This is a genomic window from Mycobacterium sp. NGS56 (assembly GCF_059812425.1).
Genome location: NZ_JCALCQ010000015.1, coordinates 74,481 through 94,742, shown reverse-complemented (window position 1 = coordinate 94,742; position 20,262 = coordinate 74,481). Strand labels below are relative to the sequence as shown.

Annotated in this window: 23 protein-coding genes; 5 read left to right on the top strand and 18 right to left on the bottom strand. The window is 68.6% G+C overall.

Annotated elements, in window-relative coordinates; genetic code table 11:
* Window positions 1–37: 37 nt before the first annotated feature.
* The 3 genes from trpC to AC5Y4F_RS24275 all read right to left on the bottom strand — a co-directional run bounded on the left by trpC (window position 38) and on the right by AC5Y4F_RS24275 (window position 3,179).
* Entirely contained in the window at window positions 38–856 is an 819-nt protein-coding gene (trpC, locus tag AC5Y4F_RS24285) for an indole-3-glycerol phosphate synthase TrpC (protein ID WP_067933182.1), read from the bottom strand.
* Window positions 857–967: 111 nt separating this feature from the next.
* Window positions 968–1,654 carry a TIGR02234 family membrane protein gene (locus tag AC5Y4F_RS24280; RefSeq protein ID WP_082947544.1) on the bottom strand — a complete coding sequence of 229 codons (687 nt, stop codon included), beginning with the start codon at window positions 1,652–1,654 and terminating at the stop codon, window positions 968–970.
* Complete coding sequence (locus AC5Y4F_RS24275) at window positions 1,647–3,179, bottom strand: anthranilate synthase component I (RefSeq protein ID WP_067933184.1); 1,533 nt, start codon at window positions 3,177–3,179, stop codon at window positions 1,647–1,649. The genes AC5Y4F_RS24280 and AC5Y4F_RS24275 overlap by 8 nt, the downstream gene beginning before the upstream one ends.
* A gap of 128 nt (window positions 3,180–3,307) precedes the next feature.
* Between AC5Y4F_RS24275 and AC5Y4F_RS24270 the strand changes: the two genes are divergently transcribed.
* Window positions 3,308–3,766 (top strand): peroxiredoxin, encoded by a 459-nt coding sequence (locus AC5Y4F_RS24270; RefSeq protein ID WP_067933186.1) that lies wholly within the window; start codon window positions 3,308–3,310, stop codon window positions 3,764–3,766.
* A gap of 3 nt (window positions 3,767–3,769) precedes the next feature.
* Here the strand turns inward: AC5Y4F_RS24270 and AC5Y4F_RS24265 are convergent, their stop codons facing one another.
* From AC5Y4F_RS24265 to hisD, 9 genes are all read right to left on the bottom strand, one after another.
* Entirely contained in the window at window positions 3,770–4,861 is a 1,092-nt protein-coding gene (locus AC5Y4F_RS24265; protein WP_499999132.1) for a calcium:cation antiporter, read from the bottom strand.
* Window positions 4,862–5,050: 189 nt separating this feature from the next.
* Window positions 5,051–5,398: a phosphoribosyl-AMP cyclohydrolase gene (gene hisI, locus AC5Y4F_RS24260; RefSeq protein ID WP_067933190.1), complete on the bottom strand. Its 348-nt coding sequence runs from the start codon at window positions 5,396–5,398 to the stop codon at window positions 5,051–5,053.
* Window positions 5,395–6,183 carry an imidazole glycerol phosphate synthase subunit HisF gene (hisF, locus tag AC5Y4F_RS24255; protein ID WP_067933192.1) on the bottom strand — a complete coding sequence of 263 codons (789 nt, stop codon included), beginning with the start codon at window positions 6,181–6,183 and terminating at the stop codon, window positions 5,395–5,397. Before hisF ends, hisI begins: the two co-directional genes overlap by 4 nt.
* Window position 6,184: 1 nt before the next feature.
* Entirely contained in the window at window positions 6,185–6,985 is an 801-nt protein-coding gene (locus AC5Y4F_RS24250; RefSeq protein WP_067933193.1) for an inositol monophosphatase family protein, read from the bottom strand.
* Window positions 6,986–6,991: 6 nt separating this feature from the next.
* On the bottom strand, window positions 6,992–7,723 hold the full coding sequence (gene priA, locus AC5Y4F_RS24245; RefSeq protein WP_067933196.1) for a bifunctional 1-(5-phosphoribosyl)-5-((5-phosphoribosylamino)methylideneamino)imidazole-4-carboxamide isomerase/phosphoribosylanthranilate isomerase PriA: 732 nt from the start codon (window positions 7,721–7,723) through the stop codon (window positions 6,992–6,994).
* Window positions 7,724–7,804: 81 nt separating this feature from the next.
* Window positions 7,805–8,428 carry an imidazole glycerol phosphate synthase subunit HisH gene (hisH, locus tag AC5Y4F_RS24240; RefSeq protein ID WP_067933198.1) on the bottom strand — a complete coding sequence of 208 codons (624 nt, stop codon included), beginning with the start codon at window positions 8,426–8,428 and terminating at the stop codon, window positions 7,805–7,807.
* Window positions 8,425–9,045, bottom strand: a complete 621-nt coding sequence (gene hisB / locus AC5Y4F_RS24235; protein WP_067933200.1) for an imidazoleglycerol-phosphate dehydratase HisB — start codon at window positions 9,043–9,045, stop codon at window positions 8,425–8,427. The genes hisH and hisB overlap by 4 nt, the downstream gene beginning before the upstream one ends.
* Window positions 9,042–10,184 carry a histidinol-phosphate transaminase gene (locus tag AC5Y4F_RS24230; RefSeq protein WP_499999129.1) on the bottom strand — a complete coding sequence of 381 codons (1,143 nt, stop codon included), beginning with the start codon at window positions 10,182–10,184 and terminating at the stop codon, window positions 9,042–9,044. Before AC5Y4F_RS24230 ends, hisB begins: the two co-directional genes overlap by 4 nt.
* Window positions 10,181–11,527 carry a histidinol dehydrogenase gene (hisD, locus tag AC5Y4F_RS24225; RefSeq protein ID WP_499999128.1) on the bottom strand — a complete coding sequence of 449 codons (1,347 nt, stop codon included), beginning with the start codon at window positions 11,525–11,527 and terminating at the stop codon, window positions 10,181–10,183. Before hisD ends, AC5Y4F_RS24230 begins: the two co-directional genes overlap by 4 nt.
* Window positions 11,528–11,622: 95 nt before the next feature.
* Between hisD and AC5Y4F_RS24220 the strand changes: the two genes are divergently transcribed.
* Window positions 11,623–12,036, top strand: a complete 414-nt coding sequence (locus AC5Y4F_RS24220; protein WP_067933207.1) for a nitroreductase family deazaflavin-dependent oxidoreductase — start codon at window positions 11,623–11,625, stop codon at window positions 12,034–12,036.
* Window positions 12,037–12,203: 167 nt separating this feature from the next.
* Here the strand turns inward: AC5Y4F_RS24220 and nadC are convergent, their stop codons facing one another.
* Genes nadC through nadA form a run of 3 tightly spaced genes read right to left on the bottom strand, consistent with a single transcriptional unit; the run spans window position 12,204 to window position 15,687 of the window.
* Complete coding sequence (gene nadC, locus AC5Y4F_RS24215; RefSeq protein ID WP_067933209.1) at window positions 12,204–13,064, bottom strand: carboxylating nicotinate-nucleotide diphosphorylase; 861 nt, start codon at window positions 13,062–13,064, stop codon at window positions 12,204–12,206.
* Complete coding sequence (locus AC5Y4F_RS24210; protein ID WP_499999125.1) at window positions 13,061–14,641, bottom strand: L-aspartate oxidase; 1,581 nt, start codon at window positions 14,639–14,641, stop codon at window positions 13,061–13,063. The genes nadC and AC5Y4F_RS24210 overlap by 4 nt, the downstream gene beginning before the upstream one ends.
* Complete coding sequence (gene nadA, locus AC5Y4F_RS24205) at window positions 14,638–15,687, bottom strand: quinolinate synthase NadA (protein WP_067933213.1); 1,050 nt, start codon at window positions 15,685–15,687, stop codon at window positions 14,638–14,640. Before nadA ends, AC5Y4F_RS24210 begins: the two co-directional genes overlap by 4 nt.
* Window positions 15,688–15,733: 46 nt before the next feature.
* Between nadA and AC5Y4F_RS24200 the strand changes: the two genes are divergently transcribed.
* Complete coding sequence (locus AC5Y4F_RS24200; RefSeq protein ID WP_067933215.1) at window positions 15,734–16,459, top strand: NUDIX hydrolase; 726 nt, start codon at window positions 15,734–15,736, stop codon at window positions 16,457–16,459.
* A 159-nt stretch (window positions 16,460–16,618) separates the two neighbouring features.
* Window positions 16,619–17,959 carry a lipase family protein gene (locus AC5Y4F_RS24195; protein WP_067933403.1) on the top strand — a complete coding sequence of 447 codons (1,341 nt, stop codon included), beginning with the start codon at window positions 16,619–16,621 and terminating at the stop codon, window positions 17,957–17,959.
* Here AC5Y4F_RS24195 and AC5Y4F_RS24190 read toward each other — a convergent pair.
* From AC5Y4F_RS24190 to bioB, 3 genes are read right to left on the bottom strand one after another with little or no spacing between them, the layout of a single operon-like run.
* Window positions 17,925–18,611 (bottom strand): DUF2567 domain-containing protein, encoded by a 687-nt coding sequence (locus AC5Y4F_RS24190; RefSeq protein ID WP_499999122.1) that lies wholly within the window; start codon window positions 18,609–18,611, stop codon window positions 17,925–17,927. The two genes, AC5Y4F_RS24195 and AC5Y4F_RS24190, sit on opposite strands and share 35 nt — an antisense overlap.
* Complete coding sequence (gene bsaP / locus AC5Y4F_RS24185; RefSeq protein ID WP_067933219.1) at window positions 18,608–18,835, bottom strand: biotin synthase auxiliary protein BsaP; 228 nt, start codon at window positions 18,833–18,835, stop codon at window positions 18,608–18,610. The genes AC5Y4F_RS24190 and bsaP overlap by 4 nt, the downstream gene beginning before the upstream one ends.
* A gap of 30 nt (window positions 18,836–18,865) precedes the next feature.
* On the bottom strand, window positions 18,866–19,903 hold the full coding sequence (gene bioB, locus AC5Y4F_RS24180; RefSeq protein ID WP_067933222.1) for a biotin synthase BioB: 1,038 nt from the start codon (window positions 19,901–19,903) through the stop codon (window positions 18,866–18,868).
* Window positions 19,904–20,040: 137 nt separating this feature from the next.
* Between bioB and AC5Y4F_RS24175 the strand changes: the two genes are divergently transcribed.
* Window positions 20,041–20,229, top strand: a complete 189-nt coding sequence (locus AC5Y4F_RS24175; protein WP_067933224.1) for a hypothetical protein — start codon at window positions 20,041–20,043, stop codon at window positions 20,227–20,229.
* Window positions 20,230–20,262: the final 33 nt, after the last annotated feature.

Sequence of the window (20,262 nt, the reverse complement as noted above, 5' to 3'; positions counted from 1 at the left end):
ACGTATCAGCGCAGGGGTTTTTGGAGTGACGTAGTGACTAGCGAGCCGGTTTCGGACAGGACGGATGGGTGCCCGCGGTCACCAGGTCGGCAACCGCGGCGCGCGGATCACCGCTCTTGACCAGCCCTTCACCCACCAAGACGGCGTCGGCACCCGCACCCGCATACGCCAGCAGGTCTCCGGTACCGCGCACCCCGGATTCGGCGATCCTGATCACGTTGCTGGGCAGCCCGGGCGCGATGCGCGCGAAGCAATCCCGGTCCACCTCCAGTGTCGCCAGATCGCGGGCGTTGACGCCGATTACGTTGGCGCCGGCCTTGAGCGCCCGGTCGGCTTCCTCTTCGGTGTGCACTTCGACGAGCGCTGTCATGCCCAGCGATTCGGTGCGGTCCAGCATCGAGACCAACGCCGACTGCTCGAGCGCGGCGACGATGAGCAACAGCATGTCGGCGCCGTGCGCACGCGCTTCGTGGATCTGATAAGGCTGCACGACAAAGTCTTTGCGTAGCACGGGTATCGAGACCGCGGCGCGAACCGCGTCGAGGTCATCGAGTGAGCCGTGGAAACGTCGCTCCTCGGTCAAGACGCTGATGATGCGGGCGCCGCCGTCTTCGTAGGCGCGGGCCAGCTTGGCCGGATCGGCAATGGTTGCCAGGGAACCCGCCGATGGGCTGGCGCGCTTGACTTCGGCGATGACGCCGATTCCAGGCTCGCGCAAGGCGGCCATCACATCGCGTGGCGGTGGCGCGGCCGCCGCGGCGGCCTTGATCTCTGACAGGCTGATGAGCGCTTCACGCGCGGCAACGTCGGCCCGGACTCCCTCGAGGATGGAGTCAAGCACGGTTGCCGGACTCATGCCTGTCGTTTCCCTTCGCCCTGTCGTCCCTAGTCATCCCACGGCCACTTCGTGTCCCCAGCCGATTGCGACGACGTCAATGAAGGGTAGCGGCCCGCGGCTCGCGGCCCGTCACCGACCCTCGGTGTCAGACTCACCTGGTCGATCGGTCGGGTCGCGTCCCTCGTCAAGCGCGTCCCAGATCATCCGCTCCGACATTCCCGGCGTCTCCGGCTCCTCCAGCATCGCGCCGTCGGCCTGTTTGCGTCGCGCAATCGACCGGCGCGTCGCCGGAGCGGCGTACCTTATCGCGCTCGACCGGGCCGACCCCGAGTCCGACGCCGACCGCATCAGCAAGACGGCGGCAACCAGCGTGCACGCCGCGGCCACCACCGTGACGCCGGCGCCCCAGTACCGCCGTTCGCTTCCGACCAGCGACATCACCGAGACGTGCGCCAACTCCGCGCCGCGGATCGCCACGTCGGGCAGCGCCCACAGGCTGATTCCGAGGTAGCCGACCGCCAGGCTGATCACCGCCAGCAGGCCCGCAAGCGCGCGCAATGACCAGCCCCGCACGGCAATGGCGGCAACGGCCGCGGCCAGCAGGAGCAACGCCAACGGCAGCAGCGCCGTCGACCATGTCGCGCCGGCCAAGGTCACCTGTTTGGGTGGCCCCAGCCCGTCAAACGACCGGATGACGACCCAGGGCAGGCGCGAGGCCACCCACAACGTCCCGGCGGCAACCACCAGCACTGCCTGGGCAACTCGGATCAGCCAACGGCTCTTCGGCCGTCCGGTGTCAGCGCCGGCCTCACTCATCGCCCACGGGTTCGGTCAGCGTCTCGGCGGCGGCGATCGCGCTCAGCACGGCGCGCGCCTTGTTGGTCGCCTCGGTGTACTCGTAGGGTCCGTTGGAGTCCGCGACCACCCCACCACCTGATTGCACGTAAGCGACACCGTCGCGCATCAGGGCGGTGCGGATGGCGATCGCGAAGTCGGCGTTGCCGGCGAAGTCCAGGTAGCCGACCACGCCGCCGTAGAGGCCGCGGCGCGTCTTCTCCACCTCTTCGATGAGCTCCATGGCCCGTACCTTCGGTGCGCCCGAGAGTGTGCCGGCCGGGAAGCACGCGGTGACCGCATCCAGCGCGGTACGGCCCTCGCCGAGCACGCCGGTCACCGTCGACACCAGGTGCATGACGTGGCTATAGCGTTCGATGTGGCTGTAGTCCTCGACGCGCACCGAGCCCGGCGCGCAGACCCGGCCCAGATCGTTGCGGCCCAGGTCGACCAGCATCAGGTGCTCGGCGCGTTCCTTCTCGTCGGCCAGCAGCTCCTTCTCCAGCAGCTGGTCCTCTTCGTCGGTGCCTCCGCGCCATCGCGTTCCGGCGATCGGATGGGTGGTCGCGGTGCCGTCGGCGACCGTGACCAACGCCTCGGGGCTGGAGCCGACGATCGAAAAGTCAATTCCGCCAGCATCATTCGGAACGTGCAGCAGATACATGTAGGGGCTCGGGTTGGTGACCCGCAACATCCGATACACGTCGATCGGATCGACGTCGGTGTCCATTTCGAACCGCTGCGACGGCACCACCTGGAAGGCCTCGCCCGCGGCGATCTGGTCAACGAGGTAATCGACGATCTTCCCGTATTCCTCAACGTTGCGCTGCGCACGGTAGCGGGGCTCGGGCCGCCCGAACGTGCCGACGGTGGACGACAACGGCTGGCCCAGCGCCGCGGTCATCACGTCCAGGCGGTTGATCGCGTCGTCGTAGGCCTCGTCCACCCGCTCGTCGGTCCCGTTCCAGTTCACGGCGTTGGCGATCAGCGTGATGGTGCCCTCGTGGTGATCGACCGCCGCCACATCGGTGGCCAGCAGCAGCAACATGTCGGGGAGCTGCAGGTCGTCGACCGCCAGCTCGGGCAGTCGTTCCAGGCGACGGACCATGTCGTAGGCGAAGAACCCGACCATGCCGCCCGACAGTGGCGGCAGCCCCGGGAGCGGGCCGGTGGCCAGCAGCTCGCACGTGGCCCGCAACGCCTGTAGCGGGTCGCCCCCGGTGGGTGCGTCCTGTGGCACCACGCCCAGCCAGACGGCTTCGCCGTCGCGCACGGTCAGCGCCGACGGCGCTCCGGCGCCGATGAACGACCACCGCGACCAGGAACGGCCGTGCTCGGCCGACTCCAGCAAAAATGTGCCCGGGCGGTCGGCGGCGAGTTTGCGGTAGGCCGACAACGGCGTCTCACTGTCGGCCAGCACCTTGCGGGTGACCGGGACCACGCGGTGCTCGGCTGCCAGCTGACGAAAATCTTCTCGCGAGGTCGTCGCGGCCAGGTGGGCGTGCACCGAATCATTCTCCCAGACGCGTCGTTGTGCACCGGCCCAGCCTGACGACGGAGCGGGCCCGGGGCGGGGTCCGCAGAGTCGGGCAATCAGACCCAGCCTGACGCCGCGGGCGGCGTAGCGTGTCCGCCATGAAACCTGGTGACACCGTCGCGGACTTCGAATTGCCCGATCAGACCGGCACGCCGCGCAAGCTCAGCGAACTGCTTTCCGGGGGGCCCGTCGTGCTGTTCTTCTACCCGGCCGCGATGACGCCCGGCTGCACCAAGGAGGCGTGCCATTTCCGCGACCTGGCCTCCGAATTCGCCGCGGTCGGGGCCAACCGGGTCGGGATCAGCGCCGACGCCGTGCAGAAGCAGGCCAAGTTCGCCGACCTGCAGAAGTTCGACTACCCGCTGCTGTCGGATACCGACGGCACCGTCGCCACCCAGTTCGGCGTCAAACGCGGCCTGCTCGGCAAGCTGATGCCGGTCAAACGCACGACGTTCGTCATCGACACCGACCGCACGGTGCTCGACGTGATCTCCAGCGAGTTCAACATGGACAGCCACGCCGACAAGGCGCTGGCAACGCTGCGGGCCCGCGTGTAACCGTCAGGGGTTGATCGCCAGGAATACGTAGGCGGCCAGCAGCACCAGATGCACCTCGCCCTGCAGGCGGGTCGCCCGCCCGGGCACCACCGTCAGCATGCTGATCACGACCGTCAGGGCAAGCAAGACCAGCTGGATCGCGCCGAGGCCGAGCACCAGCGGTCCTTTGAGCCAGATCGACGCCAGCGCGATCGTCGGGATGGTGAGCCCGATGCTGGCCATCGCCGAGCCGTACGCCAGGTTCAAGCTGATTTGGATGCGGCCCTTTCGCGCCGACCGCGCCGCCGCGAGCGTCTCGGGCAGCAGCACCAGCGCCGCGATGATCACACCCACGAACGACTGCGGCAAGCCCGCCATCACCACCGCGTGCTCGACGGCCGGTGATTCCTCCTCGGCCAGGCCGACCACCGCCACCAGGGCGCAGAGCAGGAGCACCAGGCTGCTCAGCGCTTGGCGCCTGGTGGGTGGATCCGCGTGACTTTCGTCCTCGAACACGCGCTTTTGGCCCCGCTGCGCGATCGGCAGAAAGAAATCGCGGTGCCGCACGGTCTGGGTGAACACGAACAGCAGGTACACCAAGAGCGTGGCGATCGCGGCGAAGGCAAGCTGGCTCGGAGTGAACTCTCTGCCCGGGTGCCCGGTGGTGAAAGCGGGCAAAACCAGGCTCAACGTGGCCACCGTGGTGACCGAGGCCAGGGCGGCTCCGGCCCCTTCGGCGTTGAAGAGCGTCACGCCGTAACTCCGGGAGCCGAGCAGCAGCGACAAACCGGCGATCCCGTTGGTGGTGATCATCAGCGCCGCGAAAGCGGTATCCCTGGCCAGCGTCGCGGCCTCGTTGCCGCCGGATGTCATCAGGGTGACGATGAGGGCCACCTCGATGATGGTGACCGCGGCCGCGAGTATCAGCGACCCGAGGGGCTCGCCGACCCGGTGGGCGACCACCTCCGCGTGATGTACCGCGGCGATCACGGCGCCGACGAGAAACAGCGCAGCCACCGCGACAAGCACCGGTCCCAGCTTCTCGCCCCAGATCACTGCCAGCACGACGACGGCAACCACCGGCACAACGCTGTTCCAGGACAACCATTTCGACATTGACTGCCATTCTTGTCGAAGGCGTGCGCCAACGCCTGCGGAAAGTGACCCCCGACACGCCTGGCCACGCTTGCCGGGTCCCGCACCGCCGCTGCCCGGTCCGATTCGGTGGGCGATAGCCGGCCGCGACGGCGTCAGTAGCATCTCACATGTCCGACGGCGGAGGTGTTGCCGAGCTGATTCGCCGGCTCAGCGCTCCGGTGCCAGCAGCACGTCGGCGTCGAAGCAGCTGTGGTCGCCGGTGTGGCAGGCCCCGCCGACCTGGTCGACCGTCAGCAGCACGGCGTCGCCGTCGCAGTCCAGGCGTACCGAGTGGACATATTGGGTGTGACCGGACGTCGCTCCCTTGATCCACTGCTCGTCGCGGGATCGCGAATAATACGTTGCCTCACGGGTTTTGAGGGTCCGGGCCAGCGCGGCATCGTCCATCCAGGCGACCATCAACACGTCGCCGCTGCCGTGCTCCTGCACGACGGCGGTGAACAGGCCGTCGGCGTTGCGCTTCAGCCGGGCGGCGATCTGCGGGTCGAGCGTCATCGCACGGGGATCCCTTCGGCGGCCATGGCGGCCTTCACCTGACCGATGGTCAGCTCGCGGAAGTGAAACACGCTGGCCGCCAACACCGCATCGGCGCCGGCCGCGATGGCGAGCGCGAAGTGTTCGGCTGCCCCGGCGCCACCGCTGGCGATGACCGGCACCGTGACCGCCGACCGCACTGCCTGCAGCATCTCCAGGTCGAATCCGGCTTTGGTGCCGTCCGCGTCCATCGAGTTCAGCAGGATCTCTCCCACCCCCAAATCGGCTCCGCGCGAGGCCCACTCGATCGCGTCCAGCCCGGTGCCGCGGCGCCCGCCATGGGTGGTGACCTCCCAACCCGACGGTGTCGGCACCGCGCCCGGTGGGACGGTGCGGGCATCGACGGACAGCACGATGCACTGCGAGCCAAACTGCCGCGCCATCTCGGCCAGCAACTCGGGGCGGGCGATCGCGGCGGTGTTGATGGAGACCTTGTCGGCTCCCGCGCGCAGCAACACGTCGACGTCGGCGACGGTGCGTACCCCGCCGCCGACGGTCAGCGGGATGAAGACCTGCTCGGCGGTGCGGCGCACCACATCGAGCATGGTGGCCCGTCCCGACGAGGATGCGGTCACGTCGAGAAAGGTCAACTCGTCGGCGCCTTCTGCGTCATAGGCGGCCGCGAGCTCCACGGGATCGCCGGCGTCACGGAGGTTCTCGAAGTTGACGCCTTTGACCACCCGGCCGCCGTCGACGTCCAGGCACGGGATCACTCGAACCGCGAGGCCGTTCGGGTCCGGGGGCATCTCAGTAGTCTTCCGGTCGGCCGGTGGCGCGGACGATTTCGAGGATCTCGGCGTGTGCGGCGGGGCCGGCGGCCAGCGCGGAATCCGATGCGGGAGTCCATGGCTCACCCGCCAGATCGGTGACGACGCCACCGGCGGCGTGGACCAACGCGACCCCGGCGGCGTGGTCCCACACGTGGCCACCGAAAATCAGTGCCGCACCGAGTATTCCGTCGGCCACGAACGCAAGGTCGATTCCGGTGGAGCCGTGCATGCGTAACCGTGACGAGACCCGGCTGAGGTTCTCCAGCAACGCCATTCGATAGCGTCCCGGGAATCGGCCCCGCGCGTCCGCGCTGAACGACCCTGCACCGACCAAGGCGTCGGCCAGGTCGATGGAGGTCAGCGGCGGCTGCGGCACCCCATTCTTGCGCAACGGACCGCCCGCCACCGCGGTATAGCGCTGGTCCATGAACGGCAGCCAGGTCAGTCCCGCCACCGGTTCGCCGTGGCGCAGCAGGCCCAGCAGAATGCCGGCCATCGGCGATCCGGCCGCGTAGTTGAAGGTGCCGTCGATGGGATCCAGTACCCACACCCATGGCGAGTCGACGGCCGACCCGCCGAATTCCTCCCCGTGCACCCCGATCCCGGTCGCCTCGACAAGCGCGGCGACCACCTGCCGCTCGATCGCGAGGTCGACTTCGGTGGCAAAGTCGTTGCCCTTCTTGCTGACAGCGGAGTCGGCGCGGTGACCGGCAAGAAAGGGCTCGGATGCGTCGTCGAGAATCGCCGACGCCTGCGCCACCAACGTGTGCACGTCCATCCGGTTCTACTCCGCCACCGCGGCGAGCGCCTGCGGCAAGGTGAATCGCCCCGCGTAGAGGGCCTTGCCCACGATGGCGCCCTCGACGCCGCGGTCCGTGAGGGTGGCGATGGCCCGCAGGTCGTCGAGGCTGGACACACCACCGGAGGCGATCACCGGCGCGTCGGTGCGTTCGGCGACGGACGCCAGCAAGTCCAGATTGGGGCCGCCCAGCGTGCCGTCCTTGGTCACGTCGGTGACCACGAACCGCGAACATCCTTGCCCGTCAAGGCGTTCCAGCACTTGCCACAGGTCACCCCCATCGGTTTCCCAGCCCCGTCCACGCAGCCGGTGCTCACCGTCGACGATCTGCACGTCCAGACCCACGGCGACCTTGTCGCCGTGTTCGCTGATCGCCCGGGCGCACCACTGCGGGTTCTCGAGGGCCGCTGTGCCCAGGTTCACCCGGGCACAGCCGGTGGCCAGGGCGGCCGACAACGAATCGTCGTCGCGGATCCCGCCGGACAGCTCGACCTGCACGTCGAGCTTGCCGACCACCTCGGCCAACAGTTCGCGGTTGGAGCCGCGACCGAACGCCGCGTCCAAGTCGACCAGATGGATCCATTCGGCCCCGTCGCGCTGCCAGGTCAGCGCGGCGTCCAGCGCCGAGCCGTATTCGGTTTCACTGCCCGCCTTGCCCTGCACCAGACGCACGGCGCGGCCGTCGACCACGTCGACCGCGGGCAACAAGATCAACACATTCCCTCCTGTATGCCGAGATTGCAACGGGTTACGCGCATTCCCCGGCTCATGCTTTCTACCAGGCTTTCGCGAGGTCTTTCACAATTCCTGGACCCAATTGCTCAACACGGCCGCGCCGGCGTCGCCGCTCTTCTCCGGGTGAAATTGGGTGGCGGACAGCGGTCCGTCCTCGACCGCCGCCAGAAAGGGACCCTCGTGGGTGGCCCACGTCAGCACCGCCTCGGGCGGACCCTCCCACTGCTGGGCGGCGTAGGAGTGCACGAAGTAGAACCGGGTGTCGGCATCGAGTCCTTTGAACAGCACAGTGCCGGCCCCGGGTTCGACGACGTTCCAGCCCATGTGCGGAATGACCGGCGCCTGCAGTCGCGTGACGTAGCCAGGCCACTGACCGCATCCCTGCGTCTCGACACTGAACTCGACACCGCGGGCAAACAGGATCTGCATGCCGACGCAGACGCCCAGCACCGGGCGGCCCGCGGCGAGCCGCTCGGAGATGATGCGCTCCCCGCCGATGTTGCGCAGCCCCGTCATGCAGGCCTCGTAGGCGCCGACGCCGGGCACCATCAATCCGTCGGCGGCGGCGGCCGCGTCGGCGTCGCTTGTCACCTCGACCGACGCACCGACGCGCTCGAGCGCGCGCTGAGCCGACCGCAGATTGCCCGAGCCGTAGTCAAGGACAACAACTTTCTTGAGTGCCGTCACAGGACCCCTTTGGTGGACGGCACGTCCGAGACCCGAGGGTCGGACTCGACCGCCTGGCGCAGCGCGCGGGCAACCGCCTTGTACTGCGCTTCGGTGATGTGGTGCGGGTCGCGCCCGTACAGGACGCGCACGTGCAGCGCGATGCGCGCGTTCATGGCCAGCGATTCGAACACGTGCCGGTTGATGACGGTGTGATAGGGCACCGAGTTGCCGGCAATGGTGGTGTGCTGCAGGTGATCCGGTTCTCCGCTGTGCACGCAGTAGGGGCGCCCGGACACGTCGACCGCCGCATGTGCCAGCGTCTCGTCCATCGGGATGAAAGCGTCACCGAACCGGCGGATGCCACGTTTATCGCCGAGGGCCTGACCGAGCGCCTGCCCCAGGGCGATGGCGGTGTCCTCGATGGTGTGGTGGCCCTCGATTTCGACGTCGCCCTTGGTGCGCACGGTCAAATCGAAGCTGGCGTGAGTGCCCAGGGCCGTGAGCATGTGGTCGTAGAACGGCACACCGGTGTCGATGTCGACGCGTCCGGTGCCGTCGAGGTCGAGTTCGATGACGATATCGGATTCCTTCGTGCGGCGCTCGATGCGCGCACGGCGGGTAGCGGTCGCTGTCACGGTGCTCCTACGGGGCTGGGGGTAGTTGGTGCGAGTTGGGTGGCGGCGATCTGGGCGCTGGCGTGCAGGAAGGCGTCGTTCTCCTTTGCCAGCCCGATGGTGGCGCGCAGGTAACCCGGGATGCCGACATCGCGGATCAGCACGCCGGCATCCAGATAGCGCTGCCAGGTCGCCGGTGCATCGGCGAATTCCCCGAACAGTACGAAGTTTGCGTCGCTGGGAACCACGCGAAAACCCATGCCGGACAGAGCCATCGAGACACGCTCGCGTTCAGCGATCAACGTCGCCACACTGCCCAGCGTGTCATCGGCGTGCCGCAGCGCGGCGCGTGCGGCGGCCTGGGTGAGCACCGACAGGTGATACGGCAACCGCACCAGCAGCATCGCGTCGATCACCGCAGGGGTGGCGATCAGGTAGCCCAACCGGCCACCGGCGAACGCAAACGCCTTGCTCATCGTGCGCGAGACGATGAGCTTGGTCGGATACTCCCCCACCAGTTCCACCGCGCTGGGCTGCGAAGAGAACTCGCCGTAGGCCTCGTCGACGATCGCGATGCCAGGCACCGCGTCGAGCAGCCGGCGCAGGTCCGGCAGCGAAACACTCTGCCCGGACGGGTTATTCGGGCTGGCGACGAACACCACATCGGGCCGGCGATCGGTAACGGCGGCCACGGCGGCGTCGACATCCAGGCTGAAGTCGCCGGCACGCGTGGTCTGCAGCCACTCGGTGCGGGTGCCGTCGGAGATGATCGGATGCATCGAGTACGACGGGACAAACCCGATGGCAGTGCGCCCCGGACCCCCGAACGCCTGCAGCAGCTGTTGCAGGATCTCGTTGGAACCATTAGCCGCCCAGAGGTTTTCGACTCCCAGCTGGACGCCGGTCTGGGCGCTCAGGTAGGCGGCCAGGTCGGTGCGCAGGGCCACCGCGTCGCGGTCGGGGTAGCGGTGCAATTCGCCGGCGACCGCTCCCACCGACCGCACCACGTCGTCCACCAGTGCCTTACTGGGCGGGTGTGGGTTCTCGTTGGTGTTCAGCCGCACCGGGACGTCCAATTGCGGTGCGCCGTAGGGCGTTTTGTCGCGCAGGTCGTCGCGCAGCGGCAGGTCGTCCAGCGTGGGCTCCGACTGTCCGCTCATCGCTCGAACCTCCGGCGCACCGCTTCGCCGTGTGACGGCAGGTCTTCGGCCTCGGCGAGCGCGATCACATGCCCGGACACGTCTTTCAGGGCCGCCTCGGTGTAGTCGACGACATGGATGCCGCGCAGGAAGGTCTGCACGGACAGGCCGCTGGAATGCCGGGCGCTGCCGGCGGTCGGCAGCACGTGATTGGACCCGGCGCAGTAGTCACCCAGGCTTACCGGCGCGTACGGGCCGACGAAAATTGCTCCGGCCGAACGGATTCGGCCCGCCACGACGGCCGCGTCGACGGTCTGGATCTCCAGGTGTTCGGCGGCATAGGCGTTGACGACTTCGACTCCGGCGTCCAGGTCGTCGACGAGGATGATGGCCGATTGGCGTCCACCGAGCGCTGCCGTCACCCGCTCGCGGTGCACGGTCGTCTGCAGCTGGGCGGCCAGCTCGGCGTCGGTGGCGGCGGCCAGGTCCGCGCTGGGGGTGACCAGCACGCTGCCGGCCATCTCGTCGTGCTCGGCCTGACTGATCAGGTCGGCGGCCACGTGCGCGGGATCGGCGGTGTGGTCGGCCAGGATGGCGATCTCCGTCGGGCCGGCTTCGGCGTCGATCCCGACGCGCGACCGGCACAGCCGCTTGGCGGCCGTGACGTAGATGTTGCCGGGTCCGGTGATCATGTCGACGGGCGCCAGCTCGGCGCCATCGAGATCGGTCCCGCCGTAGGCCAGCAACGCGACCGCCTGCGCGCCGCCCACCGCCCACACCTCGTCGACCCCCAGCAGGCGGGCGGCGGCCAGGATGGTCGGGTGCGGCAGGCCGTCGAACTGGGCCTGCGGCGGGCTGGCCACCATCAGCGACGCGACGCCGGCGGCCTGGGCCGGCACCACGTTCATCACCACGCTGGAGGGGTAGACGGCGTTTCCGCCGGGTACGTAGAGCCCCACCCGGTCGACCGGCACCCACCGCTCGGTGACGGTCGCACCAGGACCGAGGGTGGTCGTGACGTCGGTGCGACGCTGGTCGGCGTGCACGGCGCGGGTGCGTTCGATCATCACCCGCAGCGCGTCGGAAACCCCGGCATCCAACTCGGCCAGGGCCTTCTCGAGCGCGGCATCGGGCACCCGGACGACCGGGGGCCGGACCCCGTCGAAGGTGGCGCCGAACTCCAAGGCGGCTTCGGCGCCGCGCTCGGCGACGGCCTGCACGATCGGCCTGACCTTGGGCAGCACCGTCTCCACGTCGGCGCCGCCGCGGGGCAGCGCCGCCCGCAGTCGGGCAGCCGTCAACTCCGCGCCCCGCAGGTCGATGCGGGCCATCGGCGACGGTTGGATGGTGCTCACGGTGTCCATTGTCCCAGAGGAACTCAAGTCGATATCCGACCGGTACAGTGCCGGTATCGAGGCCGTACCCGGCGCTGAAAAGACGAGCCCACCAGGGAGCACCCATGTCCGCCAAGGATCATCCCAACAATGCCCCGGGCGTCCCGATGGTGTTCCCACCCTGGTTTGAGCGCCTCCAGATCAAATACTTCAACCCGGCGCTCAAGCCGATTGCCCGCTTTCTGCCCGGGACAGCGACGATCAAGCATCGTGGTCGCACCTCCGGCAAGCCGTACGAGACCATCGTCACGCCCTACCGCAAGGGCAATGTCCTGGCGATCGCCCTGGGCCACGGCAAGACGAACTGGGTGAGGAATGTGCTTGCCGCCGGGGAGGCGGATGTGGAATTCAGCCGCAATCGCACCGTGCACGTGATCAATCCACGGATCCTGCCCGCCGGATCGGACGGGGAGGGCCTGCCCGCGATGGCACGCATGCAACTGCGCCGGATCGGGGTATTCGTCGCCGACATCGCCTGAGCCCGTTCGCTTCCGGGGTGATTTTGGTGCCAGGGCGTCCCTACGCCCGCGTTGAGTGTGCGCTGGCGGCGCTCAGTGAGCGTCCGCGGCGGCGAAACGCCGAGAAGTGCCGCCCATGATGCACACTCGGGGCTTGGGTGCGCGGCGAAGCAGCACACCACTTCCAGCTACATGTCCAGGCCGATGTCGAGCACCCGCACCGAATGAGTCAGCGCGCCGACGGCCAGGTAGTCCACCCCGGTCGCGGCGTAGGCGGCCGCATTGTCCAGGCTGAGTCCACCCGACGATTCGAGCAGCACGGCGGGCGCACGCGCGTCTCGACGTTGCACGGCCATCTGCGTCTGCCACACCGGGAAGTTGTCCAGTAGCACCAGCTCGGGCTTCTCGGGCAACACCTCGTCCAGCTGCTCGAGTGAATCCACTTCCACCTCGCACGGCAGATCCGGTGCCGCGTCGCGCACGGCCCGCAGCGCGTCGACCACCGATCCCGCGGCCACCACGTGGTTGTCCTTGATCAGGGCGGCGTCGCCGAGCCCTAGCCGGTGGTTGACGCCACCGCCGACCCGGACCGCATATTTCTGCAAAACGCGCAGGCCGGGCAGGGTTTTACGGGTGTCGCGCACCTTGGCCTTCGTATCGGCTACGGCGGCGACCCAGTGCGCCGTCGTGGTGGCGATCCCGGACAGGTGGCAGATGAGGTTGAGCATGGTCCGCTCGGCGGTCAGCAGGCCGCGGGCTTCGGCTCGCAACGTCAGCACCGGCTCACCCGGCTCCAGGTGGGCCCCGTCCTCGACGCGGTCGACCACCTCGTAGCCGCGGGCACCGAACACCTCGTCGAGCACCAGCAAAGCGATGTCGATACCCGCGATCACGCCGGGCTCGCGCGGCATCATGGATGCGGTCGCCACCGTCTCGGCGGGCACCGTCGCCAGGGTGGTGACGTCGGGGCCGTAGCGCAGGTCCTCGGCCAACCCGCGCTTGACAATTTCGCGCGCGGCGGTCAATTCACGGTCGGACATCGTGGTCATACGGCCGCCGCCAACGCCTCCACCAGCACCGTATTCTGGTCGTCGGCCAAGCGCAGCACATTGCTGCGCCCCAGCTCGGACGCGGTCTGCGGATATTCCTCGCGATGGTGACAGCCCCTGCTCTCGGTGCGGGCCCGGGCGGCGGCCGTGACCGCGCGGGCGGCGACGGCCAGCGCAACGTCCTCGAAGTCGCGGCGGCCGGACACCTGGCGCATCTGCGCCCGGGACAGCGCGGTGGATAGCCGGGTCAGCCCCGCGGCGTCCCGCACCACCGAAGCGTCCCGGCTCATCGCGCGCTGCAGTTCGGCGCGCTCGAGCGCGGTGTGCACGACCGGCTCGGGCGCGCCGGCGTGCACGCGCCCGGTGGTCGCGGCGTGTGTGGCCGCCAATCTGCCGGCCCGGCCGCCGACCACCAAACCTTCCAACAGGCTGTTGGACGCCAGCCGGTTGGCTCCGTGCAGTCCGGTGCGTGCCACCTCGCCCGCGGCGAACAACCCGGGCAGCTCGGTTTGCCCGTACACGTCGGTGACGATGCCGCCACAGCTGTAATGCGCCCCGGGGACGACCGGAATGGGTTGCCGGACGGGATCGATCCCGGCGGCCCGGCAGGCGGCCGTCACTGTCGGGAACCGGTTGGCGAAGTCGTCGATGTGGCGCGCATCGAGGAAGACGCAGGCGTCGCCGGTAGCCTTCAACCGGGCGTCGATCGCCGCGGCGACGACGTCGCGGGGCGCCAGATCTCCCATCGGATGAATACCGGCTGTCACCGAATCGCCTTGACGGTCAATCAGTTTCGCGCCCTCACCGCGGATGGCCTCGGTGACCAGCGGACGCCTTCCGCTGGCGGCATCGGGCGCGAAAAGCATCGTGGGGTGGAACTGGATGAACTCGAGATCGCTGACCGCGACACCGGCCCACAAGCCCAGCGCGAGTCCGTCGCCGGTAGAGCCGTCGGGGTTGGTGGTCGCGCCGTACAGGTGCCCGAGGCCGCCGGATGCCAGGATCACCGAAGGTGCGCTGATGATGCCGCACCCGTCCGGGGTGCCGACCAGGACACCGGTCACGGCGGCACCGTCGTGCAGGACCCGCAGCGCCACATGGCCGGTGCGAATGTCCATCATGCGCGCGGCAGTGTCGAGGGCGCGCTGCACTTCCGCGCCGGTGGCGTCGCCGCCGGCATGCACGATGCGTCGCCGGGAATGTCCACCCTCGCGGGTCAACGCCCACTTGCCGGGTGCCGACTCGTCGAATCGTGCTCCGTCGCCGACCAATTCGGCGACCGCCGCGTATCCATCGGCGACGATCGAGTAGACCGCCTCGGGATCGCACAGGCCCGCTCCCGCGACCAAGGTGTCGGCGACATGGGCTTCCACCGAGTCGTCATTGTCGGGCAGCACCACCGCGATGCCGCCCTGCGCATAGTGCGTCGCGGTCGCCCCCCGAGCCTGGTCGGCCTTGCTCAGCACGACGACGCTGCGCCCGGCGCGATGCGCGGCCAGCGCGGCGGCCAGTCCCGCGACGCCGGTGCCGACGACGACGACGTCGGCGCTGTGCGTCCACCGGGGACGGGCGGTCATTCGCCGCCGCCCGGCTGCCCGATCGCGATCATTCGCTGCACGCTGCGCCGTCCGGCGGCGGCGACATCGGGGTCGACATCGACTTCGTCGGCCCCCTCGACGAGGCAGCGCAGCAGCGCGGCCGGGGTGATCATTTTCATGAACTTGCAGGAGGCCCGGTCGTTGACCGCGCGGAAGTCGACTTGGGGTGCGGCCCGGCGCAATTGGTACAGCATGCCGACCTCGGTGGCGACCAGCACCTTGCGTGCGTTGGTCTGGTTGGCGGCCTCCAGCATGCCGCCGGTGGACAGGATCTTCACCCGGTCCGACGGGAAGGCGCCCTCGCCCGCGAGATACAGCGCCGATGTGGCGCAACCACATTCGGGATGCACGAATAGCTCGGCGTCGGGATTGGCGCGGGCCTGATCGCCCAGTTCGTCGCCATTGATCCCGGCGTGCACGTGGCATTCGCCGGCCCATACATGCAGGTTCTGGCGACCGGTCATCCGACGCACATGGGCGCCGAGGAATTGATCCGGACAGAACAGCACCTCGCGGTCCGGGTCGATGGACTCGACGACCTCGACCGCGTTGGACGAGGTGCAGCAGATGTCGGTGAGCGCCTTGACCGCCGCCGTGGTGTTGACGTAGGAGACGACGACCGCGCCGGGATGTTCGTCCTTCCAGGCGCGCAGTTCGTCGGCGGTGATGGAGTCCGCGAGTGAGCACCCCGCTCGCTGGTCCGGGATGAGCACGGTCTTGTTGGGGCTCAAGATCTTGGCCGTCTCGGCCATGAAGTGCACGCCGCAGAACACGATGGTGTCCTCGGGCGCCTCGGCGGCGATCCGCGACAGCGCCAGTGAGTCGCCCACGTGATCGGCGACGTCCTGGATCTCGGGCAGCTGATAGTTGTGCGCCAGCAAGGTGGCGCCGCGCAGCCTGGCCAGGCGGCGAACCTCGGCAGCCCATTGCTCATCACCGGCCACACCGGCGTACCCGGTGGGCGAGTTGGTGATGTCGGCAACCATGCTTTCGGCGAGCGTGTCCATGCGATTGATAACCGTCATGGCGGCTCCTTTCAGCCCGGGAGGTTTTCGACTTATAATCGAAAACATGGCCCATGGTAGCACCGCCCACGAAGTGCTCGCGGTCGTGTTCCAGGTTCGCGGAGTGACCGAACAGGTTACTAAGGGACGCCACACGACGAAACCGCAGCTGAACGTGCTGTTATGGCAGCGCGCCAGGGAGCCGCAACAGGGCACGTGGTCGCTGCCGGGCGGGCAGCTGCGTAATGACGAGGACATGATCACCTCCGTCCGGCGGCAACTCGCCGAGAAGGTCGACCTCAAAGAACTGGCACACCTGGAACAGCTCGCGGTGTTCTCCGACCCGCACCGGGTGCCGGACACCCGCGTGATCGCGTCGACCTTCCTGGGCCTGGTGCCCTCACCCGCCAGCCCCGAGCTGCCGCCGGATACTCGCTGGCATCCGGTGAACTCCCTGCCGCCGATGGCCTTCGACCACGGCCAGATGGTGGAGAACGCCCGTACCCGACTGATCGCCAAGCTGTCCTATACCAATATCGGATTCGCTTTGGCACCAAGGGAATTCGCGCTTTCCACGCTGCGCGACATCTACGGCGCCGCGCTGGGTTATCAGGTCGACGCGACGAACCTGCAGCGAGTGCTGGCCCGGCGCGGCGTGATCACCGCGACCGGCAGCATCGCTCAATCCGGGCGCAGCGGTGGACGGCCGGCCGCGCTGTATCGGTTCACCGACGCCGCGTTGCGGGTGACGGACGAATTCGCCGCGCTCAGGCCGCCGGGTCTGCCAGGCTAGGCTGGCAAGAAGGCGTCATCGGGCGGCGCGGGGGCAAGTCGACTCAGTAGCGCCGCGACCCGGCCGGCGTGACGAGAAGTCGCTCACACTGCGGCGTTTACGTTTTGGTTACCTGCGGTTCGTGCGCGAGAATCCCGGGTGGCCACGAAGGGAGCCTCAATGGCTGAGCTCGGCAACCTGGCAGGCACGCACGGCGCGGAATGGATCGCCCGGCCGCCACACGAGGAACTGCAGCGCAAGGTGCGTCCGTTGCTGCCCTCGGACGACCCGTTCTACCAGCCGCCGCTGGGCTTCCAGCACGCCGAGCCCGGCACTGTGCTGCGCACTCGGGACGTGGAGCTGGCGTTTCTCGGCCTGATCCCCCAACCGATCAAAGCCGTCCAGCTGCTTTACCGGACCATGGACATGAAAGGCGATCCGGAGGCCACGGCCACGACGGTGATCGTCCCCACCGACCTCGCTGCGGGTCAGCCGTGCCCGCTGCTGTCGTATCAGTGTGCGATCGACGCCGTCTCGTCGCGCTGTTTTCCGTCCTACGCGCTGCGGCGCAGGGCAAAGGCGCTAGGCGCCATCGGGCAGTTCGAGCTTTTCCTGATCACCGCCGCCGTCGCCGAGGGATGGGCCGTGTCGGTGCCCGACCACGAGGGCCTGCGCGGCCTGTGGGGCGCGCCGTACGAACCCGGCTACCGCGTCCTGGACGGCATCCGGGCCGCGCGGAGCTCGGAGCGCCTCAACCTGTCCGCCCCGGCCCCCGTCGGGCTCTGGGGATACTCCGGCGGCGGACTGGCCAGCGCATGGGCTGCCGAGATGTGCGCGGAATACGCGCCCGAACTCGACATCGTCGGGGCGGTGCTGGGCTCACCCGTCGGGGACCTCGGTAACACGTTCCGCCGCCTCAACGGCAGCTTTCTGTCGGGGCTTCCCGCGCTGGTGGTTGCCGCGCTCGCGCACATCTATCCGGATCTGGACCGGGTCATCCGAGAGCACACCAACGAGGAGGGGCGCGCCCTGCTCGACTCGCTGGAGAAGATGACGACGGTGGAAGCCGTGGTGCGGATGGCCGGCAAGAACATGGGCGACTACCTCGACGAGCCGCTCGAACAGATCCTGTCCACCCCGGAAGTCACCTACGTCTTCGACCACATCAAGCTGGGCGCCGCTGTCCCGACGCCGCCAGTGCTGATCGTGCAGGCCGTGCACGACTACCTGATCGACGTGCACGACATCGACGCGCTCGCCGATGCGTATTCGGCCGGCGGCGCGCGCGTCACCTACCACCGCGACGCCTTCAACGAGCACATGATGCTGCATCCGCTGTCGGCGCCGATGACGCTGCGCTGGCTGACGGATCGCTTCGAAAACCGCCCGCTGACCGAACACCTGATCCGGACCACGTGGCCGACGATGTTCAACCCGATGACCTACGTTGGGATGGCGCGGCTGATGAAGATCGCGGCGAAAGTCATCACGGGTCGCAAGATCGGCCGTCGTCCGCTCTGACCTCGACGTTTTCGGCGGCGCCTGCGCCTGCCGCCGGCACTGCCTCGGAGGGTCTCGGCTGCGGCGGCAGTGCGCCCAGGTCGTCGCGGGCGTCCGCGGCGGCACGCACGGCGTAGATCAGGGCCGCGATTCCGGCCGGCCACACCAGGGTCACCGCAATCTGCAGCGGGCCGTCGGAGAAGAACACCGGCGGCGCCTGCACGACGTATGCGACCGACGGGCTCTTCGTCAGCGGTACCGCATCGAAGTCCAGGGCGCCGTACCTCAGCCGAACCAGCCCGGCCCCCACCGCCGAGGCGGCGGCGGCCGCCGCCACCATGCCGCCCGCCAGCGCGATCATCATCTCCGGCCCGCGGTGCTCGCGCCACTGCCACACCCCGACCGAGGCCACCGCCGCCAGCACGGTCAACAGCCCCAGCATCAGGGCCGGCGCGACGAAGAAGTGCTCGGACTCGTTACCCAGATAGTCGTGGACGCGCTCGCCCGAGCGGGTGAGTGCCACCACCGCGTGGATCGGCGGGGCGATCCAGGCCCACACCCCGCCGATCACCAGGCCGGTCACCGCCGATCCCAGGGCCACGACCAAAATCGCCCGGGTCCGGCGGGCAGCGGCGGCGACGGCGGCGGCATCCGCCTCGGCCGGCTCGGTCACCGCCGCGTCTCCAGATCGCCGGAATCGACCTCACCGTGCCGCGAGCAGCGCGCCCGCCAGCCGTCCGGGCGAACCTGCACCACCATCCGGCGACCGCACGCCGCGCAGAAGCGGGGAGGCTCGAGACCCAACTGAGCCGCTGTCGGCACTGAGGTGCCCCCTAGTTCCCCGGTGTAGACGTTGTAGACGCCGGCACCGACCGCAGCGCCCAGATCGCCAATCACAAGTCTTTAACCCTAGCCGCGGCAGCCGTCTTACAAGCTGGCGTTGAGCCCCTTGAGGGGCATCTGCAGATCATCCAACAATTCCAGGTCCGATTCGGCCGGACGACCCAGTGTGGTCAGGTAGTTGCCGACGATCACGGCGTTGATGCCGCCCAGGATGCCCTGCTTGGCACCCAGATCCCCCAGCGTGATCTCGCGGCCACCGGCGAACCGCAGCATGGTGCGCGGCAGCGCCAGACGGAAGGCGGCCACCGACTTCAGCGCTTCGCTCGCCGGCATGACCTCCAGGTCGCCGAACGGGGTGCCGGGCCGCGGGTTGAGGAAGTTCAGCGGGACCTCGTCCGGGCCGAGTTCGGCCAGCTCGACGGCGAATTCCGCGCGCTGCTCGAGGGTCTCACCCATACCGAGGATGCCGCCGCAGCAGACCTCCATCCCGGCGTCACGGACCATCGACAAGGTCTCCCAACGCTCCTCCCAGCTGTGGGTGGTCACCACGTTGGTGAAGTACGAGCGGGCGGTCTCAAGGTTGTGGTTGTAGCGGTGTACGCCCATCTCGGACAGCTGCTCGACCTGCTCGGCCGTCAGCATCCCGAGCGAGCAGGCGATGTTGATCTCGACTTCGTTGCGGATCGCTTCGATACCGGCGGCGACCTGGGCCAGCAGCCGCTCGTCGGGACCGCGCACCGCCGCCACGATGCAGAATTCGGTGGCACCGGACTTGGCGGTCTGTTTGGCCGCCTCGACCAGGCTGGGAATGTCCAGGCGGGCGCTGCGCACCGGCGACGCGAAGAGTCCGGACTGCGAGCAGAAGTGGCAGTCCTCCGGGCAGCCGCCGGTCTTCAGGCTGATGATGCCCTCGACCTCGACCTCGGGGCCGCACCAGCGCATCCGCACCTCGTGTGCCAGCGCCAGCAGTTCATCGAGGCGGTCGTCGGACAGCTGCAGCACCCGCAACACCTGCTCCCGGCTCAATCCCTGGCCGCCCTCGAGCACCTGCTGCCGGGCCACCGCCAGGATGTCCTCGTGGTTGCCGGTTTCGGCCGCCGGTCGCGTTGCCGCTTGCGTCACCAGGTACTCCCCTGCCTCTTTTTCGTGTCCGCGCGTGGGGACACGCCTGCCACGTTGTGATGGCAGCTCGAAATGAAAAGTGTTCAAAGTAGGGTAACGGCCGAGGGACACGCCCCATCTATGGGTATACGACCGGGGTGACTCCGCACGTCGAATTCCTGGCGCACCACTACCTCCTGCTGGCGGCGCCGGCGTTCCTGCCTGCGGTGATCGTGGTTGGGGTGATTTTGTACATCGCCTTGCGCGACCGCCGCGCGGGTCGCGACGCGACGCATTCCGGAACCGACGCCTCCCGTCCCGACACACCGGACGAAAAGCGTGATTGACGAGCGATGTATTGGGGCATTAAACAAACAATC

Excerpts from the sequence above, each read along its gene's own strand:
- trpC (WP_067933182.1), bottom strand. The coding sequence starts at position 856 with ATGAGTCCGGCAACCGTGCTTGACTCCATCCTCGAGGGAGTCCGGGCC.
- AC5Y4F_RS24280 (WP_082947544.1), bottom strand. The coding sequence starts at position 1,654 with ATGAGTGAGGCCGGCGCTGACACCGGACGGCCGAAGAGCCGTTGGCTG.
- AC5Y4F_RS24270 (WP_067933186.1), top strand. The coding sequence starts at position 3,308 with ATGAAACCTGGTGACACCGTCGCGGACTTCGAATTGCCCGATCAGACC.
- AC5Y4F_RS24265 (WP_499999132.1), bottom strand. The coding sequence starts at position 4,861 with ATGTCGAAATGGTTGTCCTGGAACAGCGTTGTGCCGGTGGTTGCCGTC.
- hisI (WP_067933190.1), bottom strand. The coding sequence starts at position 5,398 with ATGACGCTCGACCCGCAGATCGCCGCCCGGCTGAAGCGCAACGCCGAC.
- hisF (WP_067933192.1), bottom strand. The coding sequence starts at position 6,183 with ATGCCCCCGGACCCGAACGGCCTCGCGGTTCGAGTGATCCCGTGCCTG.
- AC5Y4F_RS24250 (WP_067933193.1), bottom strand. The coding sequence starts at position 6,985 with ATGGACGTGCACACGTTGGTGGCGCAGGCGTCGGCGATTCTCGACGAC.
- AC5Y4F_RS24230 (WP_499999129.1), bottom strand. The coding sequence starts at position 10,184 with ATGAGCGGACAGTCGGAGCCCACGCTGGACGACCTGCCGCTGCGCGAC.
- hisD (WP_499999128.1), bottom strand. The coding sequence starts at position 11,527 with ATGGACACCGTGAGCACCATCCAACCGTCGCCGATGGCCCGCATCGAC.
- AC5Y4F_RS24220 (WP_067933207.1), top strand. The coding sequence starts at position 11,623 with ATGTCCGCCAAGGATCATCCCAACAATGCCCCGGGCGTCCCGATGGTG.
- nadC (WP_067933209.1), bottom strand. The coding sequence starts at position 13,064 with ATGACCACGATGTCCGACCGTGAATTGACCGCCGCGCGCGAAATTGTC.
- AC5Y4F_RS24210 (WP_499999125.1), bottom strand. The coding sequence starts at position 14,641 with ATGACCGCCCGTCCCCGGTGGACGCACAGCGCCGACGTCGTCGTCGTC.
- nadA (WP_067933213.1), bottom strand. The coding sequence starts at position 15,687 with ATGACGGTTATCAATCGCATGGACACGCTCGCCGAAAGCATGGTTGCC.
- AC5Y4F_RS24200 (WP_067933215.1), top strand. The coding sequence starts at position 15,734 with ATGGCCCATGGTAGCACCGCCCACGAAGTGCTCGCGGTCGTGTTCCAG.
- AC5Y4F_RS24195 (WP_067933403.1), top strand. The coding sequence starts at position 16,619 with ATGGCTGAGCTCGGCAACCTGGCAGGCACGCACGGCGCGGAATGGATC.